Origin of the sequence: Streptomyces sp. DI166 (assembly GCF_900091315.1) — a bacterium.
Lineage (GTDB): Bacteria > Actinomycetota > Actinomycetes > Streptomycetales > Streptomycetaceae > Streptomyces > Streptomyces fuscus.
This window is the reverse complement of record NZ_FLSP01000025.1, coordinates 49,810-70,405: the sequence shown is the minus strand read 5'-3', so window position 1 is coordinate 70,405 and position 20,596 is coordinate 49,810. Positions and strand designations below refer to the sequence as shown.

Genomic DNA, 20,596 nt, shown 5'->3' with positions numbered 1-20,596 from the left:
CATGACTGTGCCCGGCACCTGGTGGTGCCGGGCACGGTCACGCCTGTATGGGGCTCCCGCTGGGCGCTATGCGCGACCGGCGGTCTTCTGCGTCTTGCGGGTGACCGCGTCGATGACGACGGTCGCCAGCAGCACGCCACCGGTGATCATGTACTGGACCGGGGAGGCGATGCCCTCCAGGGCCAGGCCGTACTGGATGGAGACGATCACCAGAACACCCAGGAGGGCGTTCCAGGTGCGGCCCCGGCCACCGAAGAGCGAGGTACCGCCGATGACGGCCGCCGCGATGGCGTTCATCAGCAGGTCACCACCGCCGGCGCCCTGGTTGGCGGAGGCGATCTTCGAGGCGATGAACAGACCGCCGATGGCGGCGAAGGTGCCGGAGATCGCGAAGACCGAGATCCGGACCATCTCCACGTTGATACCGGCACGGCGGGACGCCTCGACGCTGCCGCCGAGCGCGAACACCTTGCGGCCGTAGGCGGTGCGGCGCAGGACGAAGTCCGTGAGCAGCAGGATGCCGATGAAGAGCACGACCGCCAGCGGCAGGCCCTTGTAGGAGTTGTAGACCGCGGCCACCGCGAAGGACAGGATGGCCAGCAGCACGGTGCGCAGGATCGTGTCGCTCAGCGGCCGGGAGGGCACGCCCGCGGCCTCGCGGCGGCGGTTGCCGTAGAAGGAGCTGAGGAAGAACAGCGCGGTCGCGGCGATGGCGAGACCGTAGGCGGCGGCCACATCGGAGAAGTAGTAGCTGGTCAGCTTGGCGACGAGGCCCTCGCTGTCCAGGTTGATGGTGCCGTTGTCGCCCAGGATCTTGAGCATGAAGCCGTTCCAGAACAGCAGACCGGCCAGGGTCACGGCGAAGGCGGGGACGCCGATCTTCGCGAAGAAGAAGCCGTGGATGGCGCCGGCGGCCGTACCGGTGAGGATGGCCAGCACGAAGGCGAGCCACTCGCTCATGCCGTGGGTGACGTTCAGCACCGCGAAGGAGGCGCCGGCGACACCGGAGACCGAGCCGACCGACAGGTCGATCTCGCCCAGCAGCAGGACGAAGACGATACCGACGGCGATCATGCCCGTGCCGACCATGGCCACGGAGATGTCGGAGAGGTTGCCGGCGGTGAGGAAGTTGGAGTTCAGGCTCTGGAAGATGATCCAGATGACCGCCAGACCGATGACGACCGGGATGGAGCCCAGGTCACCGGCCTTCACCTTGCGCTTGAACTCGGAGACGTAGCCGGCGAGACCCTGCTCGCGGACGAGCAGGCGGGGGTCGACCGCCACATCGGAGCCGCGCGCCGCCTCGGGGTTCTCCACGACGTGGTCCTCAGCGGTGTCCTTGGTCGCGGAGGTCTTGTCGATACTCACTTCTTGACCTCCCCATTGGTGCGCGCCGCACGGCGGGTCACGGCGTTGTCCGTGGCGCCGGTGATGGCGGAGATGATCTCTTCCTGCGAGGTCGACTTGACCTCGAACACGCCGTTGTTGCGCCCGAGGCGCAGCACGGCGACCTTGTCGGCCACCGCCTTCACATCGGCCATGTTGTGGCTGATGAGGATGACCGCGTGACCGCGCTCGCGCAGTCGCTCGACCAGGTCCAGGACCTGGGCGGTCTGCTCGACACCGAGCGCGGCGGTCGGCTCGTCGAGGATGACCAGCTTGGGCTCGCCCAGCATGGAACGGGCGATCGCCACCGTCTGGCGCTGACCGCCGGAGAGGGAGGCGATCGGAATACGCACGCTGGGGATGCGGATCGACAGCGTGTCCAGCAGCTCGCGGGAGCGGCGCTCCATCTCCACCTCGTCCAGGACGCCGCGCTTGCGCAGCTCCCGGCCCAGGTAGAGGTTGCCGACGACATCGATGTTGTCGCACAGCGCGAGGTCCTGGTAGACCGTCGCGATACCCAGGTTCTGGGCGTCGTGCGGCCGGTTGATCGTTACGGCCTTGCCGTCCCACTCGATGACACCGTCATCGATGGGGTGCACGCCGGCGATCGTCTTGACCAGCGTGGACTTTCCGGCGCCGTTGTCGCCGACCAGGGCGACCACCTCACCGGCGTGGACCTCAAGCTCGACATCGGTGAGCGCCTGAACGGCACCGAATCGCTTGGAGACCCCGCGCAACGCCAGCACGGGCGTAGCGGACACGTGAACCATCTCCTTCGCCGCCTGACCCGGCGGGAGGTTGTGCAGAAGATTTGGGGGGATCCGTCCGGCGCCCCGCGGCGAGCTTGCGGGGCTGTCTGATGCGCGGGGCGCCGGAGGAGTCTGGGGCTTTCAGTCCCGTACCGGAACCCACGTCCAGGGTTCCGGTACTCGCTCTGGGGACTTCAGCTGTCTTTACTCGAGGCCGATCTTCTCGCAGGCCGCCTTGTACTTGGCGGTGCAGATCTCCGCGACCGTGTAGACGCCGTCCTTGACGACGGTGTCCTTGATGTTGTCCTGGGTCAGCGAGGTGACGCCGACCAGGACGGCCGGGATGCCCTTGTTGGTCGGGCTGTCGACCTTGTCCTTGGCGACGGAGTCGAGCGACTTGCCCTGGGCGAGCGCGACGGCCATCTCGGCGGCGGCGTCGGCCTCCGGCGCGTACGGCTTGTAGACGCTCATGTACTGCTCACCGGAGACGATGCGCTGCACACCCGCGAGCTCGGCGTCCTGGCCGGTCACCGGGACCTTGATACCGGCGGCCTTGAGGGCGGTGATGATACCGCCGGCCATGCCGTCATTGGCGGAGTAGACGCCAATGATCTTGTCCTTGCCGATCGCCGAGATCGCGCCCTCCATGTTGGCGTTGGCGTTCTCCGGCTTCCACTCCTTGGTGTCGTACTCCTTGCCGACGTTCACCTTGCCGTCGAGGACGGAGTGCGCGCCCTCCTTGAACTGGGCGGCGTTCGGGTCGGTGGAGGAACCGTTCATCATGACGATCTGGCCGTCCTTGGCCTTGTCGCCGAGCGCCTTCAGCAGGGCCTCACCCTGCGTCTTGCCGACCGTCACGTTGTCGAAGGACGTGTAGCCGTCGATCGGGCCCTGGGCCAGACGGTCGTAGGCGACGACCGGGATGCCCGCGTCCTTGGCCTTCTGCACGGAGGACTTGATGGCCGCGGAGTCCACCGCGTCCAGGATGATCACGTCCACCTTGTTGGTGATCATCGACTCGACCTGCTGGGCCTGCTGGCTGGCGTCCTGCTTGGCGTTGGCGTAGACGACCTCGCCCTTGCCGTTCGTCAGCTCGCCGATCTTCTTCTCGATGAGCGGGCGGTCGAACTTCTCGTACCGCGCGGTCTGGTTCTCCGGGAGCAGCAGACCGACCTTGATGTCGTCGCCCTTCTTCGGGGCGGAAGACGAGGAGTCGTTGTCGCCTGCCTCATCGGCGCTGCCACAAGCGGCGAGCGAGATGGCCATCGCACCGGCGGCAACGGCAAAGGCAGCACGACGCATACGCGTGTTCACTTCAGAAACCTCCCTGACGAGGCCGCGTCCTTGCGGCCGAGGTGGCTGGAAGTCAACTCGGCCACGCGTGCGACGTCAAGAAGTAAATCCTTAACGGGTTGGCAACGGTGCCAATCGTTCTCTAAGTGAAGGCGGGTGCGGCAGCGTGCAGGGTGCCGTCCAAAAGGGTCGAATCACCCATCTCGCTGAGCGCGAGGGCGAGCGCCCCGAGCACCTCCGCACGGCCGCCAAGGGCCCCTGGGAGAACGGAGAGTTGACGTGCCGCGCTGGGGATCGCGTACCGGCCCACGGACTCCCTGATGGGCCCGAGAACCAGCTCGCCGGCCTCGGCGAGATCGCCGCCGAGGACCACCCGGCTCGGGTTCAGGAGATTGCACAGATTGGCCACTCCACTGCCGATGTGGCGGCCGACGTCGGCGATCACCCGACGGCAGCCCGGATCCCCGTCCCTGGCCAGCCGCACAACGCCTTCCATGGTCAGATCGGTGCCGTGACTGGACTGGAGCAGCGGCAGCACATAGCGCGCGGCGGTGAAGGTCTCCAGGCAGCCACGGTTTCCGCAGCGGCAGACCGGGCCGGATTCATCAAGTGTAATATGTCCGATTTCGCCCGCTGTGCCGCCGGGACCCCGGTAGATCTTCCCGTTGATGACCAGCCCGGATCCGACACCGCTCGCGACCTTGATGTACGCCAGATCGCGCACCCCACGGCCGCTCCCCCAGACGAGTTCCCCGAGAGCGCCCAGGTTGGCGTCGTTGTCCACGTGCACGGGCACGCCGAGCCGCCCCCGCAGCTCCTCGGCGGGCTTGGTGCCGCCCCAGCCGGGCAGGATCGCGGTCGAGCCCAGGGTGCCGGACTCCACGTCGATCGGACCGGGCACGCCGAGGCCCACCCCGGCGATCTTCGAGCGGTCCACCCCGGTGGCCGCGATCAGCCGGTTGACCAGCTCTTCCGCCCGGTCGAAGCCCTGCGTGGAAGATGCGTCCACGTCCAGCGGCTCGGACTCCTCCGCGAGTACCTGATGGGCGAGATTGCCCACCGCGACCCGCAGGTGGGTATGGCCGAAGTCCACCCCGATGACGATCCCGGCGTCCCCGCTCAGACTCACACTGCGAGCCCGGCGTCCGCCCGCCGAAGTGGGCGTGACCTCGACGGTTCCGCCGTCCTTCAGCTCCCGGACGATATTGGAGACCGTCGCAGCCGAGAGCCCTGTGGTCCTGGCGATCTCCGCCTGGGTGAGCGAGCCCGCCAGACGTACGGCACGAACGACCCGTTCCAGGTTGGCTCGGTGCAGCGACGACTGCGACCCCGGAGTCTCCACGACGACCTCCTGCGCGCGGGACCGCTTCAGCGAGGCCCCGTCTATGTCCAACTAGTGAACTCTAAGCTGAGCCGTTCGGGTTGCCTCCCGTCAAGAGGTTGAACACTATCCAGGGCGCACCACACACGGACGCACGCCGCTCCCAGGGGTGGGAACGGCGTGCGTCCGGTTGTGTGCCGAGGGTTACTTCGAGGCTTACCTCAAGCTTCGAAGCTCACTTCCAGGCGGCGGAGGTGAGGGTCACTTCAGGGTGGCGGAGGTGAGGCCCGCCTGCACCTGCCGCTGGAAGGACAGGTACACGACCAGCATGGGGATCATCGCGATGGTGACGCCCGCGAAGAGCACCGGAAGGTCGGAGGCGTACCCCTGTTGCTGCTGGAGCTGGATGAGCCCCTGGGTGAGCACATAGCGCTCGGGGTCGTCGCCGCTCTGCGGCTGCATCAGCACCGTCGGCAGGATGAACTGGTTCCACTGGCCGAGCGTGTTGAAGATGCCTACGCTCAGCAGTCCCGGCTTCGCCATCGGCAGCATGACCTGGAAGAAGGCCCGGCTGTGCGAGGCCCCGTCCAGGATCGCCGCTTCGAACACCGCCGTGGGCAGGGTCCGGAAGAAGGCGTGCATGAAGAAGACCGTGAACGGCATCGAGTAGGCGACGTACACCAGGATCAGACCCTGGTAGGTGTTCAGCATGTCCAGCCGTTTGACCATGAAGAACAGCGGGACCAGGGCCAGGAACACCGGGAACATCGCGCCGGCGACGAAGAAGTAGTACAGGAACCGGTTGCCCCAGAACCGGTAGCGGGCCAGCACATAGGCCGCCATGGAGCCGAACAGCATCGTCAGCGGCACCGAGAAGATCAGCACGATGACGGTGTTGACGAAGTAGTCCCCGATGCCCTTGTCCCAGGCCCGGGAGAAGACGCCCAGGTCCCAGTTCTCCGGCCAGCCGAAGGCCGAGCCGCCGATCTGGGCGTCGGTCTTGAAGGAGCTGAGCACCAGCCACAGCAGCGGCAGCACGATCAGCAGCGCCCACAGGGCGAGGAAGCCGTGCGAGAAGACGTTCAGTACGACGCCTTCGCTGCGTTCGTCGCCCGGCCGGGCGGGGGCCTTGCGGACCGCGGGCGGGGCCGGGGGTGCCGATTCCTTGATGGGTGCGCTCATGTGTCGTCGTCCCTCCCGCTCAGAACTCGATGCGCTCGCGGCGGGTGGCGCGCAGCGTGACCACGGACACGATCAGGGTGAGCAGCAGCATGATCACGCCCATGGCACAGGCGTAGCCGCTCTTTCCGTACAGCAGGAAGTTGCGCATCATCACCGTCGCCATGACCTCGCTGTGGTGATCGGGGCCGCCGCCGTAGTCGCCCGAGGTCATGGTGGTGACCAGGATGAACATGTCCATCGCGGCGATACCGAGGTAGACCCAGGCGGTCTGCACGGAGTCCCACAGCAGGGGCAGGGTGATGCGGAAGAAGGTGTGGGCCCGGCTCGCGCCGTCGATCAGCGCGGCCTCGTAGATGTCCCGGGGGATGGACTGCATGGCGGCGGAGAACAGCACCAGGTAGAAGCCGACGCCGTGCCAGACGACGACCGCCATCAGCGCCCACAGCACCATGTTCGGCTCGTTGAGCCACTCCACCGGAGTGCCCTCGTCGACCAGGCCGAGCTTGATCAGGACGCCGTTGAGCATGCCTCCGCTGTCACTGCGGTACACCGCGCCGAACAGCACGGCGAGGATCGCCAGCGACAGGACCTGCGGGAAGAAGTAGACGATCTTGTAGAACCCGGAGCCGGCCACACCGGCCACTCCGCCGGCCCGGCCGCGCCCGCCCGCGTTCAGCATGAACGCGAAGAACAGCGCGAGCAGAATCGTGATCGCCGGGATGAAGATCAGGAACAGGATGTTGTGCCAGATCGCCCCCATGAAGACGTCGTCCTTGAACAACGTCGTGTAGTTGTCCAGGCCGACGAAGCTGAACTCCTGCGACTGCCCCTTCCAGTCGGTCAGCGAATAGCCGAAGGTCTGAATGTAAGGCCAGATGACAAAAACCATGTACAGCGCCACGGGAACGACGAGAAACCCCGCGACGAACCGGTACTGCCCTTTACGCATAGGCGTTTTTCCTGCCCCTGAGGTGCCGTTCCGGGCCGGGTGATTCCCGGCCCGGAACGCGGTCGGTCGCGAGCGGGATCAGTCCCGACGGTTCTTCTTGGACTCGGGGTCCTTGGCCTGCTTGTCCACGGCCGCCTGGGCGCGCTTCAGCCACTCCTTGGGCTGGATGCGCTTGGCCATCAGCTCGTTGGAGGCGTTCTCGATGGCCGTGCCCATCTCGCTGTACCACTCGGTGTACAGGTAGCGGAAGGTGTTGTCACCGGCCGCCTTCGACGCCTCGACCGTCGACTGCGTACCGGGGCGCAGCTGGACGCTGTCGTCCACGCCGTCCGCGAGGATGGTCAGCGAGTTGGCCTCCTTGGCGAACAGCGTCGACCACTCCTTGGACAGCATCATCCGCATGAACTCCTTGGCCGCGGGCAGGTTCTTCGCCTTGGCCGGGATGATGAAGGGCTCGCCGGAGCCGGCCCGGATCGCCTCGAAGGGCAGCTTGCTGTCGGGCAGCAGCGGCATCGGCAGGAACTTCATGTCGAAGTCCTCCGGCGTCGTCTTCAGCTGCTCGTTCTCCAGCCAGGAACCGCTGGTGATGAAGGCGGCCTTGTACTGGTTCCAGCGGGTCTGCGACTCGGTGTGGGTCAGGCCGTTGGTGCCGGGCATCAAGTAGCCCTTCTCCACGACCTCGTAGATCGCCTCCACGGCGGCCGTGGCCGCCTCGGAGCCGACGAACGCGTTGGGTTCGAGGTTGTCGATCGCCTTCATCGCGTCCAGACCGCCGGTCTTGGCGATCAGGTCCATGATGGCGACGTTGATGTAGTACGGGTACTTGCCCTGGTGCGCGAGACCGCCGATGCCCTGGGACTTGGCGTCCTTGCAGATGGCGAGGAAGTCCTCCCAGGTCTTGGGCGCCTCCCAGCCCTTCTCCTCGAAGAGCTTGCCGGAGTACCACAGACCCCACACCGTGTAGATGTAGTTGAGGGCGACGACCTTGCCGCCCTGCATACCGGCGTCCAGGGTGCCGGGGATCAGGGTGTCGCGGACCTTCTTGCTCGGGTCGTCGACGGACGGGGCGTCCAGGACCTCGGCGAGGTCGAGGAGCTGGCCGTTCTTGTGGAGCACGTCGATCGGGATCTGCTGGGCGCCCGAGTCGTCCACGATGTCCGGCGGGTTGCCCGCGTTGAAGCGCGGCTGGAGCTTGCCGGTGATCTCCTGGGTGCCGGTGTGCGTGGAGGTGACCCCCCACTTCTTCTGGAAGGACGCCTCCCACGCCTTGGCGTAGTCGTCGCCGTAGCCGCCCTTGAAGACGACCACGTCCAGCTTGGTGCCCTTCTTCACGCCGAAGGGGTTCTTCTCGGACGTCTCGCCCTTGGTCTCGCCGCCCGAGTCGTCGTCCCCGCCGCCGCTCGCGCAGGCGGACAGGAAGCTCATCGTCGGCACCGTGATCAGACCAAGTGCGGCGGACCGCTTGATCAGATCGCGGCGGCTGGTGCCGCCCTCGGTGGTGGTCGGTTCGGAGCTGGATCCCATGCTCAAGTCCTCGCCTTCTCCAGGACTCAGGCGGTGAACCGGATCCTCGCCGGCACCGCGGTCAGGTCAAGCAGGGTCGTGCAGAAACACCGTGAATCGCCGACAGGTATAGTCCACTTCCCGGCGGCTGAGCAAGATCGAATGCAAGGTTCACCGACTGTCTTTTCCGAGTTGAGACCTCGCGGAAATATGAGCGGGGTGTGCACCGGTCGGGGGAAATATCCCTGCCATCCCTTCCGGACACCCCGCTCAACACCCTTGACACAACTGTCGACTTGAGACACAACTAATCCTTGCGCATCAAGCTGACAACGTTGTCCACAGCGCAGGGAGAGTGCTTGTTGATGAGGCACAGACGCGGCACGGCGGTCGTATGGACGACCGCCTTCGCTTTGGCCGTGGGGTCGCAGGGCGTCGCGGTCGCCCTTCCGGAGGCCCCCTCCGTCGACCGGGAGTTCAGCTCCTCCTTCGAGAGCGGCGACCCTGCCCCGGACTGGCTCAGCACGGTCGACACGGCGCCGGACGGCAGCAAGCGGGCCGAGGGCGTGGACGGCGGATACAGCTCGGGCATTCCGGGCAATGTGACCGACCATGTCACGGACGTGCGGGCGAACGGGGAGAACACCGGCGGCGGCGAGGTGAAGGAGAACCTCGTCGACGGGGAGCCGAGCACCAAGTGGCTGGTCTTCGAGTCCACCGGCTGGGTCGAGTTCGACCTGGACAAAACCACCCGGATCACCAAGTACGCGCTCACTTCGGCCAATGACTTCTCCGGCCGTGATCCGAAGGACTGGACCCTGAAGGGCTCCACCGACGGCACCGACTGGAAGACCCTGGACACCCGCTCCGGCGAGACCTTCGCCGAGCGCTTCCAGACCAAGATCTACGACATCGCCGAGCCCGGCGAGTACCGGCACTTCCGGCTGGAGGTCACCCGCAACAACGGCGCCTCGGGCATACTCCAGCTCGCCGATGTGCAGTTCTCCACCGGCGGCGGTGAGACCCCGGTGCCGCAGGACATGCTCTCGCTGGTCGACCGGGGCCCGAGCGGCTCGCCGACGGCGAAGGCGGGCGCGGGCTTCACCGGCAAGCGGGCACTGCGCTACGCGGGACGGCACACGGCGGACGGCCGGGCCTACTCGTACAACAAGATCTTCGATGTGAACGTGGCGGTCGGCCGGGACACCCGGCTCTCCTACCGGATCTTCCCGTCGATGGCGGACCGCGATCTCGACTACGACGCCACCAACGTCTCGGTGGACCTCGCCTTCACCGACGGCACCTACCTGAGCGATCTGCGGGCCACCGACCAGCACGGCTTCCCGCTGACCCCGCGCGGCCAGGGCGACTCCAAGATCCTCTACGTCAACCAGTGGAACAACGTGGTCTCGCGGATCGGTTCGGTCGCGGCCGGCAAGACCGTGGACCGGATCCTGGTCGCCTACGACTCCCCCAAGGGCCCGGCGAAGTTCCGCGGCTGGCTGGACGACGTGACCCTGGAGCGGGCGCCCCGGGAGAAGCCGAAGGCGCATCTGTCGGACTACGCGGTCACCACCCGCGGCACCAACTCCAGCGGCGGTTTCTCGCGCGGCAACAACTTCCCGGCGACGGCCGTGCCGCACGGCTTCAACTTCTGGACCCCGGTCACCAACGCGGGTTCGCTGAGCTGGCTGTACGACTACGCACGTGCGAACAACGACGACAACCTGCCGACCGTCCAGGCCTTCAGCGCAAGCCACGAGCCGAGCCCCTGGATGGGCGACCGGCAGACCTTCCAGGTGATGCCGTCGGCCGCCTCCGGCACCCCGCAGACCGGCCGCGAGGCACGGGAGTTGGCCTTCCGGCACGAGAACGAGACGGCGCGCCCGTACTACTACGGGGTGCGGTTCGAGAACGGCCTGCGGGCGGAGATGGCGCCGACCGACCACGCGGCGGTCATGCGCTTCACCTACCCCGGCAGCGACGCGAGCGTGCTGTTCGACAACGTCACCGACCAGGCGGGCCTCACCCTCGACAAGGACAGCGGGACCTTCACCGGCTACTCCGACGTGAAGTCCGGGCTGTCCACGGGCGCCACCCGGCTGTTCGTGTACGGCGAGTTCGACAAGCCGGTCAGCGAGGGCGACTCCAGCGGCGTGAAGGGCTATCTGCGCTTCGACGCCGGGAAGGACCGCAAGGTCACCCTGCGCCTGGCGACCTCGCTGATCAGCGTGGACCAGGCCAAGGCCAATCTGCGCCAGGAGATCCCGGACGGCACCTCCTTCGAGGCCGTCAAGAAGCGCGCCCAGCGCCAGTGGGACCGCATCCTCGGCAAGGTCGAGGTCGAGGGCGCCACGCCGGACCAGCTGACCACGCTCTACTCCAGCCTGTACCGGCTCTACCTGTACCCCAACTCCGGCTTCGAGAAGGTCGGTTCGAAGTACCAGTACGCCTCGCCCTTCTCGCCGATGCCGAACCCGGACACGCCGACGCACACCGGCGCGAAGATCGTCGACGGCAAGGTGTACGTCAACAACGGCTTCTGGGACACCTACCGGACCACCTGGCCCGCGTACTCGCTGCTGACGCCCTCTCAGGCGGGCGAGATGGTCGACGGGTTCGTGCAGCAGTACAAGGACGGCGGCTGGACCTCCCGCTGGTCCTCCCCCGGCTACGCGGACCTGATGACCGGCACCTCCTCCGACGTGGCGTTCGCGGACGCGTACGTCAAGGGCGTCGACTTCGACGCTGAGGCGGCGTACGACGCGGCCGTGAAGAACGCCACCGTGGTGCCGCCCTCCTCCGGGGTGGGCCGCAAGGGCATGGCGACCTCGCCGTTCCTCGGCTACACCAGCACCGACACCCACGAGGGCCTGTCCTGGGCGCTGGAGGGCTACCTCAACGACTACGGCATCGCCCGCATGGGCCAGGAGCTCTACAAGAAGACCGGCAAGAAGCGCTACCAGGAGGAGTCCGCGTACTTCCTCGACCGGGCGCAGGACTACGTCAACCTCTTCGACTCCGAGGCCGGGTTCTTCCAGGGCCGCAACGCCAAGGGCGACTGGCGGGTGGAGTCGAAGAAGTACGACCCGCGCGTGTGGGGCTACGACTACACCGAGACCAACGGCTGGGGCTACGCCTTCACCGCCCCGCAGGACTCCCGCGGTCTCGCCAACCTCTACGGCGGCCGCACCAAGCTCGCCGACAAGCTCGACGAGTACTTCTCCACCCCGGAGACCGCCTCCCCCGACTTCGTCGGCTCCTACGGCGGGGTCATCCACGAGATGACCGAGGCGCGGGACGTGCGGATGGGCATGTACGGGCACTCCAACCAGGTCGCCCACCACGCCATCTACATGTACGACGCGGCCGGGCAGCCGTGGAAGGCGCAGAAGAACGTCCGCGAGGTGCTCTCCCGCCTGTACACCGGCAGTGAGATCGGCCAGGGCTACCACGGCGACGAGGACAACGGCGAGCAGTCGGCCTGGTACCTCTTCTCCGCGCTCGGCTTCTACCCGCTGGTCATGGGCAGCGGCGAGTACGCGGTCGGCTCCCCGCTGTTCACCAAGGCGACCGTCCACCTGGAGAACGGCCGGAAGCTGGTGGTCAAGGCGCCGAGGAACAGTGCCCGCAATGTCTACGTCCAGGGCCTGAAGGTCAACGGCCGCTCCTGGAACTCCACTTCGCTGCCGCACTCGGTGCTCGCCAAGGGCGCGGTGCTGGAGTTCGAGATGGGGTCCAAGCCGTCCGCCTGGGGCACCGGCAGGAACGCGGCGCCGGTGTCGATCACCCAGGACGACAAGGTGCCCGCACCTCGCGCGGACGTGATCAAGGGCGAGGGCGCGCTGTTCGACAACACCTCCGGGACCAACGCGACGGTGACGTCGGTGGACCTGCCGACGCCCGAGGGCGCCGAGGCCGTTCAGTACACGCTGACCTCGGCGGACCGCGCCAAGGCGCCGACCGGCTGGACCCTCCAGGGTTCCCAGGACGGCGCCGAGTGGAAGACGCTCGACCGGCGCACGGGCGAGTCCTTCGCCTGGGACCGGCAGACCCGGGCGTTCTCGGTGAAGGCACCGGGTAGCTACCAGAAGTACCGCCTGGTGCTGGACGGCGAGGGGACACTTTCGGAGGTCGAACTCCTCGCGGGATGAGGTGAGTCGAGGGACCTGCCGGTGACGGCCGGCGGGTCCCTCTGCTGACAGATCGTGATCGCCGTGCCTATGATGCGGGCGATGAAGACCTTCTCCTCTTGTGGATTGGAGGAATCGTCCGCGCAAGGTGAGTGCTGATGGCACTTCACTTCGCGCCCGCGATTCCCTCCCGCCTGTCGATGTGGCAGCGCGTACGCGAGTACGCCGTGCCACCGTCCATGATCGAGACCGCGACCGCGCGGCGTCTCGTCGGTGACTGGGCCGGTGCCTGTGCCGCCGCCCGGGTCGACGTCGATCTCGATCTGCGCGCCGTGCGCAAGCGCCACGGCACCGCTGTCGCCTCCCGTCTCCGTGCGGACCTGCGTCGCCTCGCGCCGGACCTGTTGCGCTGGCACATGCCCCGCATCGCCCCCGACGGACGGCTCCGCCCCGGTCTCACCCTCACTCTGGTCCGCTACCCGGGCGCACTGCACCTGGTGGTCCGTACGCCACCGGCCCGGGCGGACGCCGGGCAGCGGATGTCGCTGTCGCTGTGGGAGGAGTCCGGCACCGGGCACTCCTGCGGGCACCATCCGCACCCGCATCCCGACCGGCGGTTCCGGCTCGATCTGCACCGGCACCTGTGGGACGCCGGGCGCAGTGGGGAACTGGCGCGCCGCTGCGCGGTGGGCGAGGACTCCCCGTGGGCCACGGAGAGTTGGCCCGCCGAGGGTGAACTGCTGCTGCGGGCCGACGGGTTCGGTCCTCGCGGGGCATTCGCCGTGCGGCTGGGGGCCCGCAGTCGCGCGGTGCTCGAACTCGTCGCTCCCGACGACAGTCATGCGCCGGCGGTCCGGGCGGTGGAGCTGCCCGCGCAGGAGGCCGCCGCGCTTCCGGTGCTGCCGGAGGCGGCGGCGCGGGTGCTGCCGGACGTGGAGCTGGTGCGGGCGGGGCTGGTCCCGGCCGGGCGGCTGCATCCGCTGGTCGCCGCCGCGTTGCCGGTCTCCGGCCCGGCCCGGGTCGCTTCTTCCCCGGTTCCCGAACCCGACGACCCCTTCCGCGTGGAGTGCCGGGGCGAGGTGCACCGGATCGAGCTGCGGGACGGGGTGCTCACCGCCGTCGACCACGACCCGGCCGAAGTGCGCCGGGAGGAGCTGCTGGTGGCGCTCGGCGGACCGCCGCTGGCGTGCCTGCGGGTGATCGACACCGTGCACCGCAGCCCCGATCAGTTGCCGGCGGTCCGGGAACGGCTGCGCCACGGTGATGTCGCCGGGGCGCTGGCCGTGGTCGAAGGGCTGCTCGGTCCCGGTGCCGTGCTGCGGGACGGGCCGCTCCGGGAGGAGTTGGAGTCGGCCGCCGCCCGCCGTGTCGAGCACGGACTGTTCCGCTCCGGACTCCTGCCTGTGCACCCCGCCGCCGGTGGCGGGGCCGACGCGGCCGCGCGCCGCTTCGACCGGCACACACCTCCGCACTGGCGCCGCAAGCGCGGCAACCGGTCCCGTCCCCGCACCGGCCTGTTCTCCTGACCCACGTCAGCCCACGCGGCTGTCCCGTTCTCCCAACACACCTGGTGATGCCCATGTCTTCCGCTGCCCTCATGCCCGCCGTCGACCCCCAACTCGCCCTCGCCGAAGACCTCCTGACGCTCCTTCGGACAACCACCACCGAACCCCGACCCGACGAGCAGCTCGAAGCGCTCACCCTCGCCGTCGCCGCCGACCTGCCGGTCCTGCTCTGGGGCGAACCCGGTATCGGCAAGACCGCGGCCCTGACCCAGCTCGCCGACTCCCTCGGCCTGCCGCTGACGACGGTGATCGCCAGCGTCCACGAACCCACCGACTTCTCCGGCCTGCCCATCGTGGGCGACGATCCCGCGGTGCGCGGTGTGCCGATGGCCCCGCCGCAGTGGGCCGTGGACCTCGTACGCGCCGGGCGGGGCCTGCTCTTCCTGGACGAGCTGTCCACCGCCACCCCCGCCGTCCAGGCCGCGCTGCTCAGGGTCGTCCTGGAGCGCAAGGTCGGCGCCCTGCAACTGCCGCCCGGCGTACGGATCGTGGCCGCCGCCAACCCGCGCGCGTCGGCGGCGGACGGGTGGGAGCTGAGCCCGCCGCTGGCCAACCGGTTCGTACATCTGTACTGGGTGCACGACAAGGATGTGGTGGTACGCGGCCTGGGCGGGGTGTGGCCCCGGGCCGAGCTGCCCCGGCTGGAGCCGGAGCGGCTGGCGGAGGCCGTGGCGCTGGCCCGGCGTGCGGTGTGCGGCTTCCTGGAGGCCCGGCCGACGCTGATCCACCGGCTGCCGAGCAGCGAGACCCGGCGCGGCGGTGCCTGGCCCTCGCCCCGCAGCTGGGAGGCCGCGCTGACCCTGCTGGCCTTCGGTACGGCGGCAGGGGTGTCCCGGGAGGTGCTGGCGCTGCTGGTGCGCGGCGCGGTCGGGGACGGGCCGGGACTCGAACTCCTCGCCCACCTCGACCGGATGGATCTGCCGGACCCGGAACTGCTGCTCGCCGACCCGGACAACGCCGGGCTGCCCGAGCGCGGCGACCTCAGGCAGGCCGCGCTGGAGGCGGTGGTGGCCGCCGTCGGGGCCCGCCCGGAACGGCGGCGCTGGGAGGCCGGCTGGGCGGTGCTGGTCCACGCCCTGGAGACCGGGGCGCCGGACCTGCTCGTCGCCCCGGCGAAGGCGCTGGCGGCGGTGCGGCGCGACGACTGGGAGATTCCGGCGGCGGTGGAGCGGCTGGCCGCGATCGTGGGCCTGTCGGAGCGGGCCGAGCGGTCGGTGGCGGTGGCGCGAGCCCCGAAGGTACGCCGATGACCGGGCGCACGGGCGCCGCGCGCCCGCTCCCGCGCCCCATGCCGCCGCCTCCCCCGCCCCGCCCGCTCCAGGTCTCCGTCCCCGCCGCGCCGGTCCGGCGCCGCGCCCCGGACAACCCGCCCGGACTCCCGCTGGACGTGGACAAGCTCCTGTCCGCCCGCCTGCACGCCGTACAGGTCCGCCCCTACCTGGCCGCCGCGCTCTTCGCGCTGCACATCGTGGAGGACCGCTCGGTGCCGACGATGGCGGTCGACGCGTACTGGCGCTGCTACGTCTCCCCCGGGTTCGTGGCCCGCACGCCGGTCGAGGAACTGGCCGGCGTCTGGGTGCACGAGGTCTCCCACCTGCTCCGGGACCACCACGAGCGCGGTCTGCGCTACGCGCGCGAGAACGAGGAGTACGGGCCGGGCGAGCGGCTGCGCCGCAACATCGCCGCCGACTTCGAGATCAACGACGACATCTACGGCGAGGGCCTGCCCATGCCCAAGGGCGCGGTGCTGCCGTCACTGCTGAGGCTGCCGGACGGGCTGCTGATGGAGGAGTACCTGCGCACCTCCTCCATGAGCGGGCTCACCTCCGATCTGGCCTGGCTGGACTGCGGCGGCGGCGCCGACGGGGAGGGCAGGCCGTGGGAGCTGGGGCCCGAAGGGGCCAACGGGCTGTCCCGGCAGCAGCGGGACGCGGTGCGCTTCCGGGTCGCGGAGGGCATCAAGGGCCGGCCTGGCGACGCTCCGGAGGGGTGGAAGCGCTGGGCGGAGGAGGCGTTCCATCCGCCGCAGCCGTGGCGGCAGTTGCTGGGCGCGGCCGTGCGGTCGGCCGCCGGGGCGCCGGGCGCGGGTGAGAACCACAGTTACCGGCGGCCGTCCCGGCGTTCGTCCGCCGTGCCCGGGGTGGTGCTGCCGAGTCTGCGGCGCAATCCGCCGCGGGTGTGCGTGGTGATCGACACCTCGGGTTCGGTGAGCGACGCCGAGCTGGGCAGCGCGCTGCTGGAGGTGGCGGCGATCGCGCGGGCCGTGGGCGGACGGCGCGATCTGGTCTCGGTGATCTCCTGCGACGCGGCGGCCGGGGTCGCCGTGCCGATCTGCCGGGCCGAGGACATCGAGCTGATCGGCGGCGGGGGCACGGATCTGCGCTCCGGCTTCGCCCGGGCGCTGCGCTCCACGCCCCGCCCGGACGTGATCGTCGCGCTGACGGACGGCCAGACGCCCTGGCCGTCCGAGCAGCCGTCGTGCCGTACGGTCGTCGGGCTCTTCCCGCGCCCGGCCCGCCGGGTGAACGAGAACGACCCGGACTACGAGCCGGACGGCCCGCCGTCCTGGGCGCGTGTTGTCACCATCGGCTGAAGACGCAGCACAGCCACACCGAGCGGGGCCAGGGACGGCGGGTCGAGAACAGCGGGCCTGGGACAGCGGGCCAGGGACAGCGGGTCGCCCCGCTCGGCGGGCTCGCCGGTGAGCGGGGCGGTGAGCAGGTCGGTGAGAGGGTGTGGATCAGGGCGGTGGCGCGGGAGAGGGGGCCCGCGCCGAAGGGGAGCGACGGCGCGCTCATCGGGGCTGCCCGCCGAGCAGCCGTCGTTCGTCCGCCCAGGGCGGGCTCTCGTCCTCGACCGGCGTGACCTCGACGAGCGTGATCTCGTGCCGTTGGAGGGTGAGGTCCAGGTCCACTGCGCCGCCCTCGACGGGCAGCCGCTGGTGCCGCCGTACCGGCTCGGCCGCCTCGTGCAGTACGGCGAGCTGATGCGCGTCGGGCGAGCGGGGGCTTCCCATGGCCTGCCAGGCGGTACGGGCGTTGCCGTACTCCTCGTCCACGCCGGACCGGCGTACGAACGCCTGCCGGGACTTGATCGGCAGGTTCAGGCGCAGCCGGTGCCGGGACGGTCCGGGTGTCTCGCCGCTCGGGTCGACGGGCGCCCAGGCGAGGACGGTGACCCGGCCGTCGGGGTGCCGGGTGACCAGGTGGTCCTCGCCCCGGGCGAGCAGGTCGGGGCCCATCCGGGCCATGAACGCGTAGAGGTGGTAGGCCGGTTTGCGGATCTGCCGGTGGGTGAGCAGCCCGAAGCCGCCGTGGAAGAGGGAGGTGGGCACACCCGCCTCCTCGAACATGTCGCTGAACGTCCAGTACGAGAAGGAGTCGACGAGGTCGCCGCCGCGGGCGAGGACGGGGGCCAGGTAGGCGGCGTGGAAGGCGGTGTCGTGGACCGGGTTGTCGGGGCAGTAGGAGGAGTTGAACTCGGTGATGTGCACCGGGACTTCGGCCAGCCGGGTGCCCTTGAGCCGGGCGCGGGGCGTGGCGAACTGGTCGAGGAGGTCTTCTGCGGGGGCGAGGGTCTGGTGGACGCCGAAGGGCACGGGCTGGGCGGGGCCGGAGGTGTACGCGTGCTTGGAGACGAAGTCGACGGGGACGTCCCGTTCCTCGGCGAACTCGGCGAACCGGTCCAGCCATTCGTCCGCCCCGGGTGAGATCGCGGGCCCGCCGACCTGGAGGGCGGCGTCCACCTCCTTCACGGCGTGCGCGGTCACCTCGTACAGCTTCAGGTACGCCTTGAGGTCGGCGCCCGCCCAGAAGTCGGTCAGGTTCGGCTCGTTCCACACCTCGATCGGCCAGGTGCGCACCTCGTCGAGGCCGTGGCGGTCGACGAGATGGGTCAGCGTGGCCTTGACCAGTTCCGCCCACTCCCGGTGCGAGCGCGGCGGGGTGACGTTGCCGCGCCACCAGAACACCGTCTGCTCGCCCGAGGCCAACTCCGAGGGCATGAAACCGAGTTCGAGGAAGGGGCGGATGCCGAGCTCCTGGTAGGCGTCGAGGACCTGGTCGACGTAGGTGAAGGAGTGCCGCACCCGCCGGGTGCCCTCCCACTCGTACGGCCGGTACACGCCCATGCCGTCGCTGAGCAGCCCGTGCCCCCGGATGTACCGGAAGCCGATGTCGCGCTGGACCAGGGCGAGGGAGTCCTGGTAGTCGCGGCGCAGGGCGAGGTCGATGCGGCCGGTGCCGACGCAGTGGCGCCATGCCTCGGGGAGCCGGCCGGACGGCTCGGCGGGGACGCGGATCACCCGTTCTCCTTCCGGAAGCGCTCGTGGGATGTGTTTGGTACGGGGATGAAACCGAAACTTTCGAATCCCTACCGGTAACTTCGCGCAACTTAGATGCGGTCAGAAACCGCTGTCAATGGGTGCGGCAGGCGACTGTCGCGGCGTTGAAGCCGAGGCAGGGGTGGCTCATCAGCCACCCCTGCCTCCGCAAGTTTCCATCCCCTGACCGATCTCTGCGAGGCGTCTCTCAGCCGACCCGGCAGGGCAGCTCGGCGGCCGTATCACCCCCGTCCCCTGTGACGACGTAGCCGAAGGTGGTGCTCTCGCCCGGGTCGAGCGAGCCGTTCCAGTCGGCGTTGTGAACCATCACGGACTGGCCGTTGTAGGTCGGGGTGCCGTTCCAGAGGCTGTCGACCGTCTGGCCGCTCGGGAGGGTCCAGTCGACCATCCAGCCGAGCATGGGGACGTCGCCGGAGTTGGTCACGGTCACCTCGGACTGGTAGCCGCCGCTCCAACTGCCGGTGGTCCTGCGGGTGGCGGTACAGGTGCCCGGGACCGGCTCGGTCGGGTTGCCGGGCTCCTTGATGCCGGTGACCTCGCCGTTGCCGCCGTCGAAGACGATGTCGGAGCAGGAGTAGAACGTCTCGGCGCTGTCCGAGCGCTGCCAGACCATGTAGATGATGTGGCGGCCGGACTTGTTCGCCGGGAGCTGTCCGGTCCAGGAGTAGTTGGCCTCGACGGTGCCCGGGGAGCCGTTCAGCGGCGGGTGGTCCACGCTCAGGAACGGCTGCTCCTCGATGTCGTCCCAGGTGAGCGGCCAGGTCGGATCGAAGCCGTCCTTGGTGATGTACACGTAGAACCAACCCGGGTGCGCGGCCCAGGCGTTGTAGGAGAAGTCGACGGTCGCGCCCGAGGTGAGATGGGTCAGCGGCCAGTCGTCGCGGGGCTGGTTGAAGCCGGTGAAGTTGGTGTTGCCGCCGCTGCACAGCTCGCCGTCCGGCACGAAGCCACGGGTGCGGCCGGCGCCGTCGGAGCGCAGCACGGAGAACCAGTTGTAGAACGGGGTCGTCCCGCTGACCTGCTGAGCCGCCTTGCAGGCCGGGTTGACCGGCTTGATCTCCCCGGCGTCGGTCAGCCCGTCCTGCCAGCACAGGAAGGTACGGCTGCCCGGCTTCATCGGCGTCCCGTGCGCCTCCGCCTCCACCCCGGCCGACACGACGAGCGCGATCGCGGGGACGGTGGCGAGCAGCGAGACGAGGACCAGGAAGAGGGCATGGGCACGGAGGGCGAGCGCTAATCGTCGCGGGGGCCTGTCGGGCGCGGGCGGTTTTGTCAGGATCATGACATTTCAGTTCCCTTCCCTCGGGGTACGGGTGCCACGGGATGCGGGTGAGGCGGGAGCACCCCGGGCGGGTTCCGGTCCACCAATAGTGGGAGCGCTCCCACCTCACTTGAATCGGAAAGTAGCGCGCCGGGGGGCGGTTGTAAACGGCCGGCGCAGGGGCGTCAAGGGTGTGTTCATGGCTCGCCGGATCGAGTGGCGGTACCTTCGTACGTACGATCACGCCGCGTATCGGCATCCACACTGGCGGCCATGGGAGCAGTGATGACCACACCCCAGCACGGACGGGCCACCGAGGACACCTGGATGTTTCCCCCGGCCGACGGCTGGACCTTCGACCAGGTCAAGCACTTGGAGCTGCCCTTCGACTGGGAACTCGTGGATGGGCGGATCGTGGTTCGGGGACAGACCAAGTTCTGGCACAACCGGGTTCGGGACAGGCTGGCCGCCGCCCTGGACGCGGCGCGATCCGCGCCGTACGAAGTAGTGGCCGAGCAGTGTGTCATGGTCGACGACCAGAACACCCCCAAGCCCGACGTGATCGTCTTTGACCCTCGGCAGTTGGACTTCTTCGAGGTCGAGTGTGTCCCCGTACGGAAGGTCGCCCTTGTCGTGGAGGTCGTCTCCCCCGGCTCCCGCCAGGACGACCGCGTACGCAAGCCCGCTCTCTTCGCCGCGAGCAAGGTCGCCTGCTACTGGCGCGCGGAGCTCGAACGCGACAGGACACTCGCCGTGCACGAGTACTGGCTGAACGCCGACACCCAGTCCTACATCCCCGCTCCCATGCACCCGGTGCACCACGGCAAGCTCGTCACCGAACTCCCCTTCCCCGTGGAGGTCGACCTGGACGCCGTACTCGGCTTCTGACCGCGCGCCGGACGCGTACCGTAC

The 20,596-nt window shown here is 69.1% G+C and carries 14 protein-coding genes; 5 read left to right on the top strand and 9 right to left on the bottom strand.

What is annotated here, in order from left to right:
- Window positions 1–66 precede the first annotated feature (66 nt).
- The 7 genes from GA0115233_RS14955 to ngcE form a co-directional block, all read right to left on the bottom strand.
- A complete protein-coding gene (locus GA0115233_RS14955; RefSeq protein WP_093720686.1) occupies window positions 67–1,368 on the bottom strand; it encodes a sugar ABC transporter permease in 1,302 nt (433 codons plus the stop codon).
- Entirely contained in the window at window positions 1,365–2,156 is a 792-nt protein-coding gene (locus GA0115233_RS14950) for an ATP-binding cassette domain-containing protein (RefSeq protein WP_176711787.1), read from the bottom strand. Before GA0115233_RS14950 ends, GA0115233_RS14955 begins: the two co-directional genes overlap by 4 nt.
- 183 nt (window positions 2,157–2,339) lie before the next feature.
- On the bottom strand, window positions 2,340–3,437 hold the full coding sequence (locus GA0115233_RS14945; protein WP_176711789.1) for a substrate-binding domain-containing protein: 1,098 nt from the start codon (window positions 3,435–3,437) through the stop codon (window positions 2,340–2,342).
- A 133-nt stretch (window positions 3,438–3,570) separates the two neighbouring features.
- Window positions 3,571–4,770: an ROK family transcriptional regulator gene (locus tag GA0115233_RS14940; RefSeq protein ID WP_093720714.1), complete on the bottom strand. Its 1,200-nt coding sequence runs from the start codon at window positions 4,768–4,770 to the stop codon at window positions 3,571–3,573.
- 240 nt (window positions 4,771–5,010) lie between these two features.
- Window positions 5,011–5,931: a carbohydrate ABC transporter permease gene (locus tag GA0115233_RS14935; protein WP_093720683.1), complete on the bottom strand. Its 921-nt coding sequence runs from the start codon at window positions 5,929–5,931 to the stop codon at window positions 5,011–5,013.
- A 19-nt stretch (window positions 5,932–5,950) separates the two neighbouring features.
- Entirely contained in the window at window positions 5,951–6,880 is a 930-nt protein-coding gene (locus GA0115233_RS14930; RefSeq protein WP_093720682.1) for a carbohydrate ABC transporter permease, read from the bottom strand.
- Window positions 6,881–6,958: 78 nt separating this feature from the next.
- A complete protein-coding gene (gene ngcE, locus GA0115233_RS14925) occupies window positions 6,959–8,404 on the bottom strand; it encodes an N-acetylglucosamine/diacetylchitobiose ABC transporter substrate-binding protein (protein ID WP_093720681.1) in 1,446 nt (481 codons plus the stop codon).
- Window positions 8,405–8,748: 344 nt separating this feature from the next.
- On the opposite strand from ngcE, the gene GA0115233_RS14920 reads away from it, so the two are divergent.
- The 4 genes from GA0115233_RS14920 (at window position 8,749) to GA0115233_RS14905 (ending at window position 16,674) form a co-directional block, all read left to right on the top strand.
- On the top strand, window positions 8,749–12,537 hold the full coding sequence (locus GA0115233_RS14920; RefSeq protein WP_176711786.1) for a GH92 family glycosyl hydrolase: 3,789 nt from the start codon (window positions 8,749–8,751) through the stop codon (window positions 12,535–12,537).
- Window positions 12,538–12,674: 137 nt separating this feature from the next.
- On the top strand, window positions 12,675–14,042 hold the full coding sequence (locus GA0115233_RS14915; protein ID WP_093720712.1) for a hypothetical protein: 1,368 nt from the start codon (window positions 12,675–12,677) through the stop codon (window positions 14,040–14,042).
- Between the two features lie 53 nt (window positions 14,043–14,095).
- A complete protein-coding gene (locus tag GA0115233_RS14910) occupies window positions 14,096–15,331 on the top strand; it encodes an AAA family ATPase (protein ID WP_093720680.1) in 1,236 nt (411 codons plus the stop codon).
- 137 nt (window positions 15,332–15,468) lie between these two features.
- Window positions 15,469–16,674: a vWA domain-containing protein gene (locus tag GA0115233_RS14905; protein WP_093720711.1), complete on the top strand. Its 1,206-nt coding sequence runs from the start codon at window positions 15,469–15,471 to the stop codon at window positions 16,672–16,674.
- Between the two features lie 201 nt (window positions 16,675–16,875).
- Here GA0115233_RS14905 and GA0115233_RS14900 read toward each other — a convergent pair whose 3' ends face one another.
- Both GA0115233_RS14900 and GA0115233_RS14895 read right to left on the bottom strand, forming a co-directional pair.
- A complete protein-coding gene (locus tag GA0115233_RS14900; protein WP_093720679.1) occupies window positions 16,876–18,384 on the bottom strand; it encodes a GH39 family glycosyl hydrolase in 1,509 nt (502 codons plus the stop codon).
- 226 nt (window positions 18,385–18,610) lie between these two features.
- Window positions 18,611–19,705 (bottom strand): lytic polysaccharide monooxygenase auxiliary activity family 9 protein, encoded by a 1,095-nt coding sequence (locus tag GA0115233_RS14895; RefSeq protein WP_176711784.1) that lies wholly within the window; start codon window positions 19,703–19,705, stop codon window positions 18,611–18,613.
- A gap of 252 nt (window positions 19,706–19,957) precedes the next feature.
- Between GA0115233_RS14895 and GA0115233_RS14890 the strand changes: the two genes are divergently transcribed.
- Window positions 19,958–20,572 (top strand): Uma2 family endonuclease, encoded by a 615-nt coding sequence (locus GA0115233_RS14890; protein WP_093720678.1) that lies wholly within the window; start codon window positions 19,958–19,960, stop codon window positions 20,570–20,572.
- Window positions 20,573–20,596: the final 24 nt, after the last annotated feature.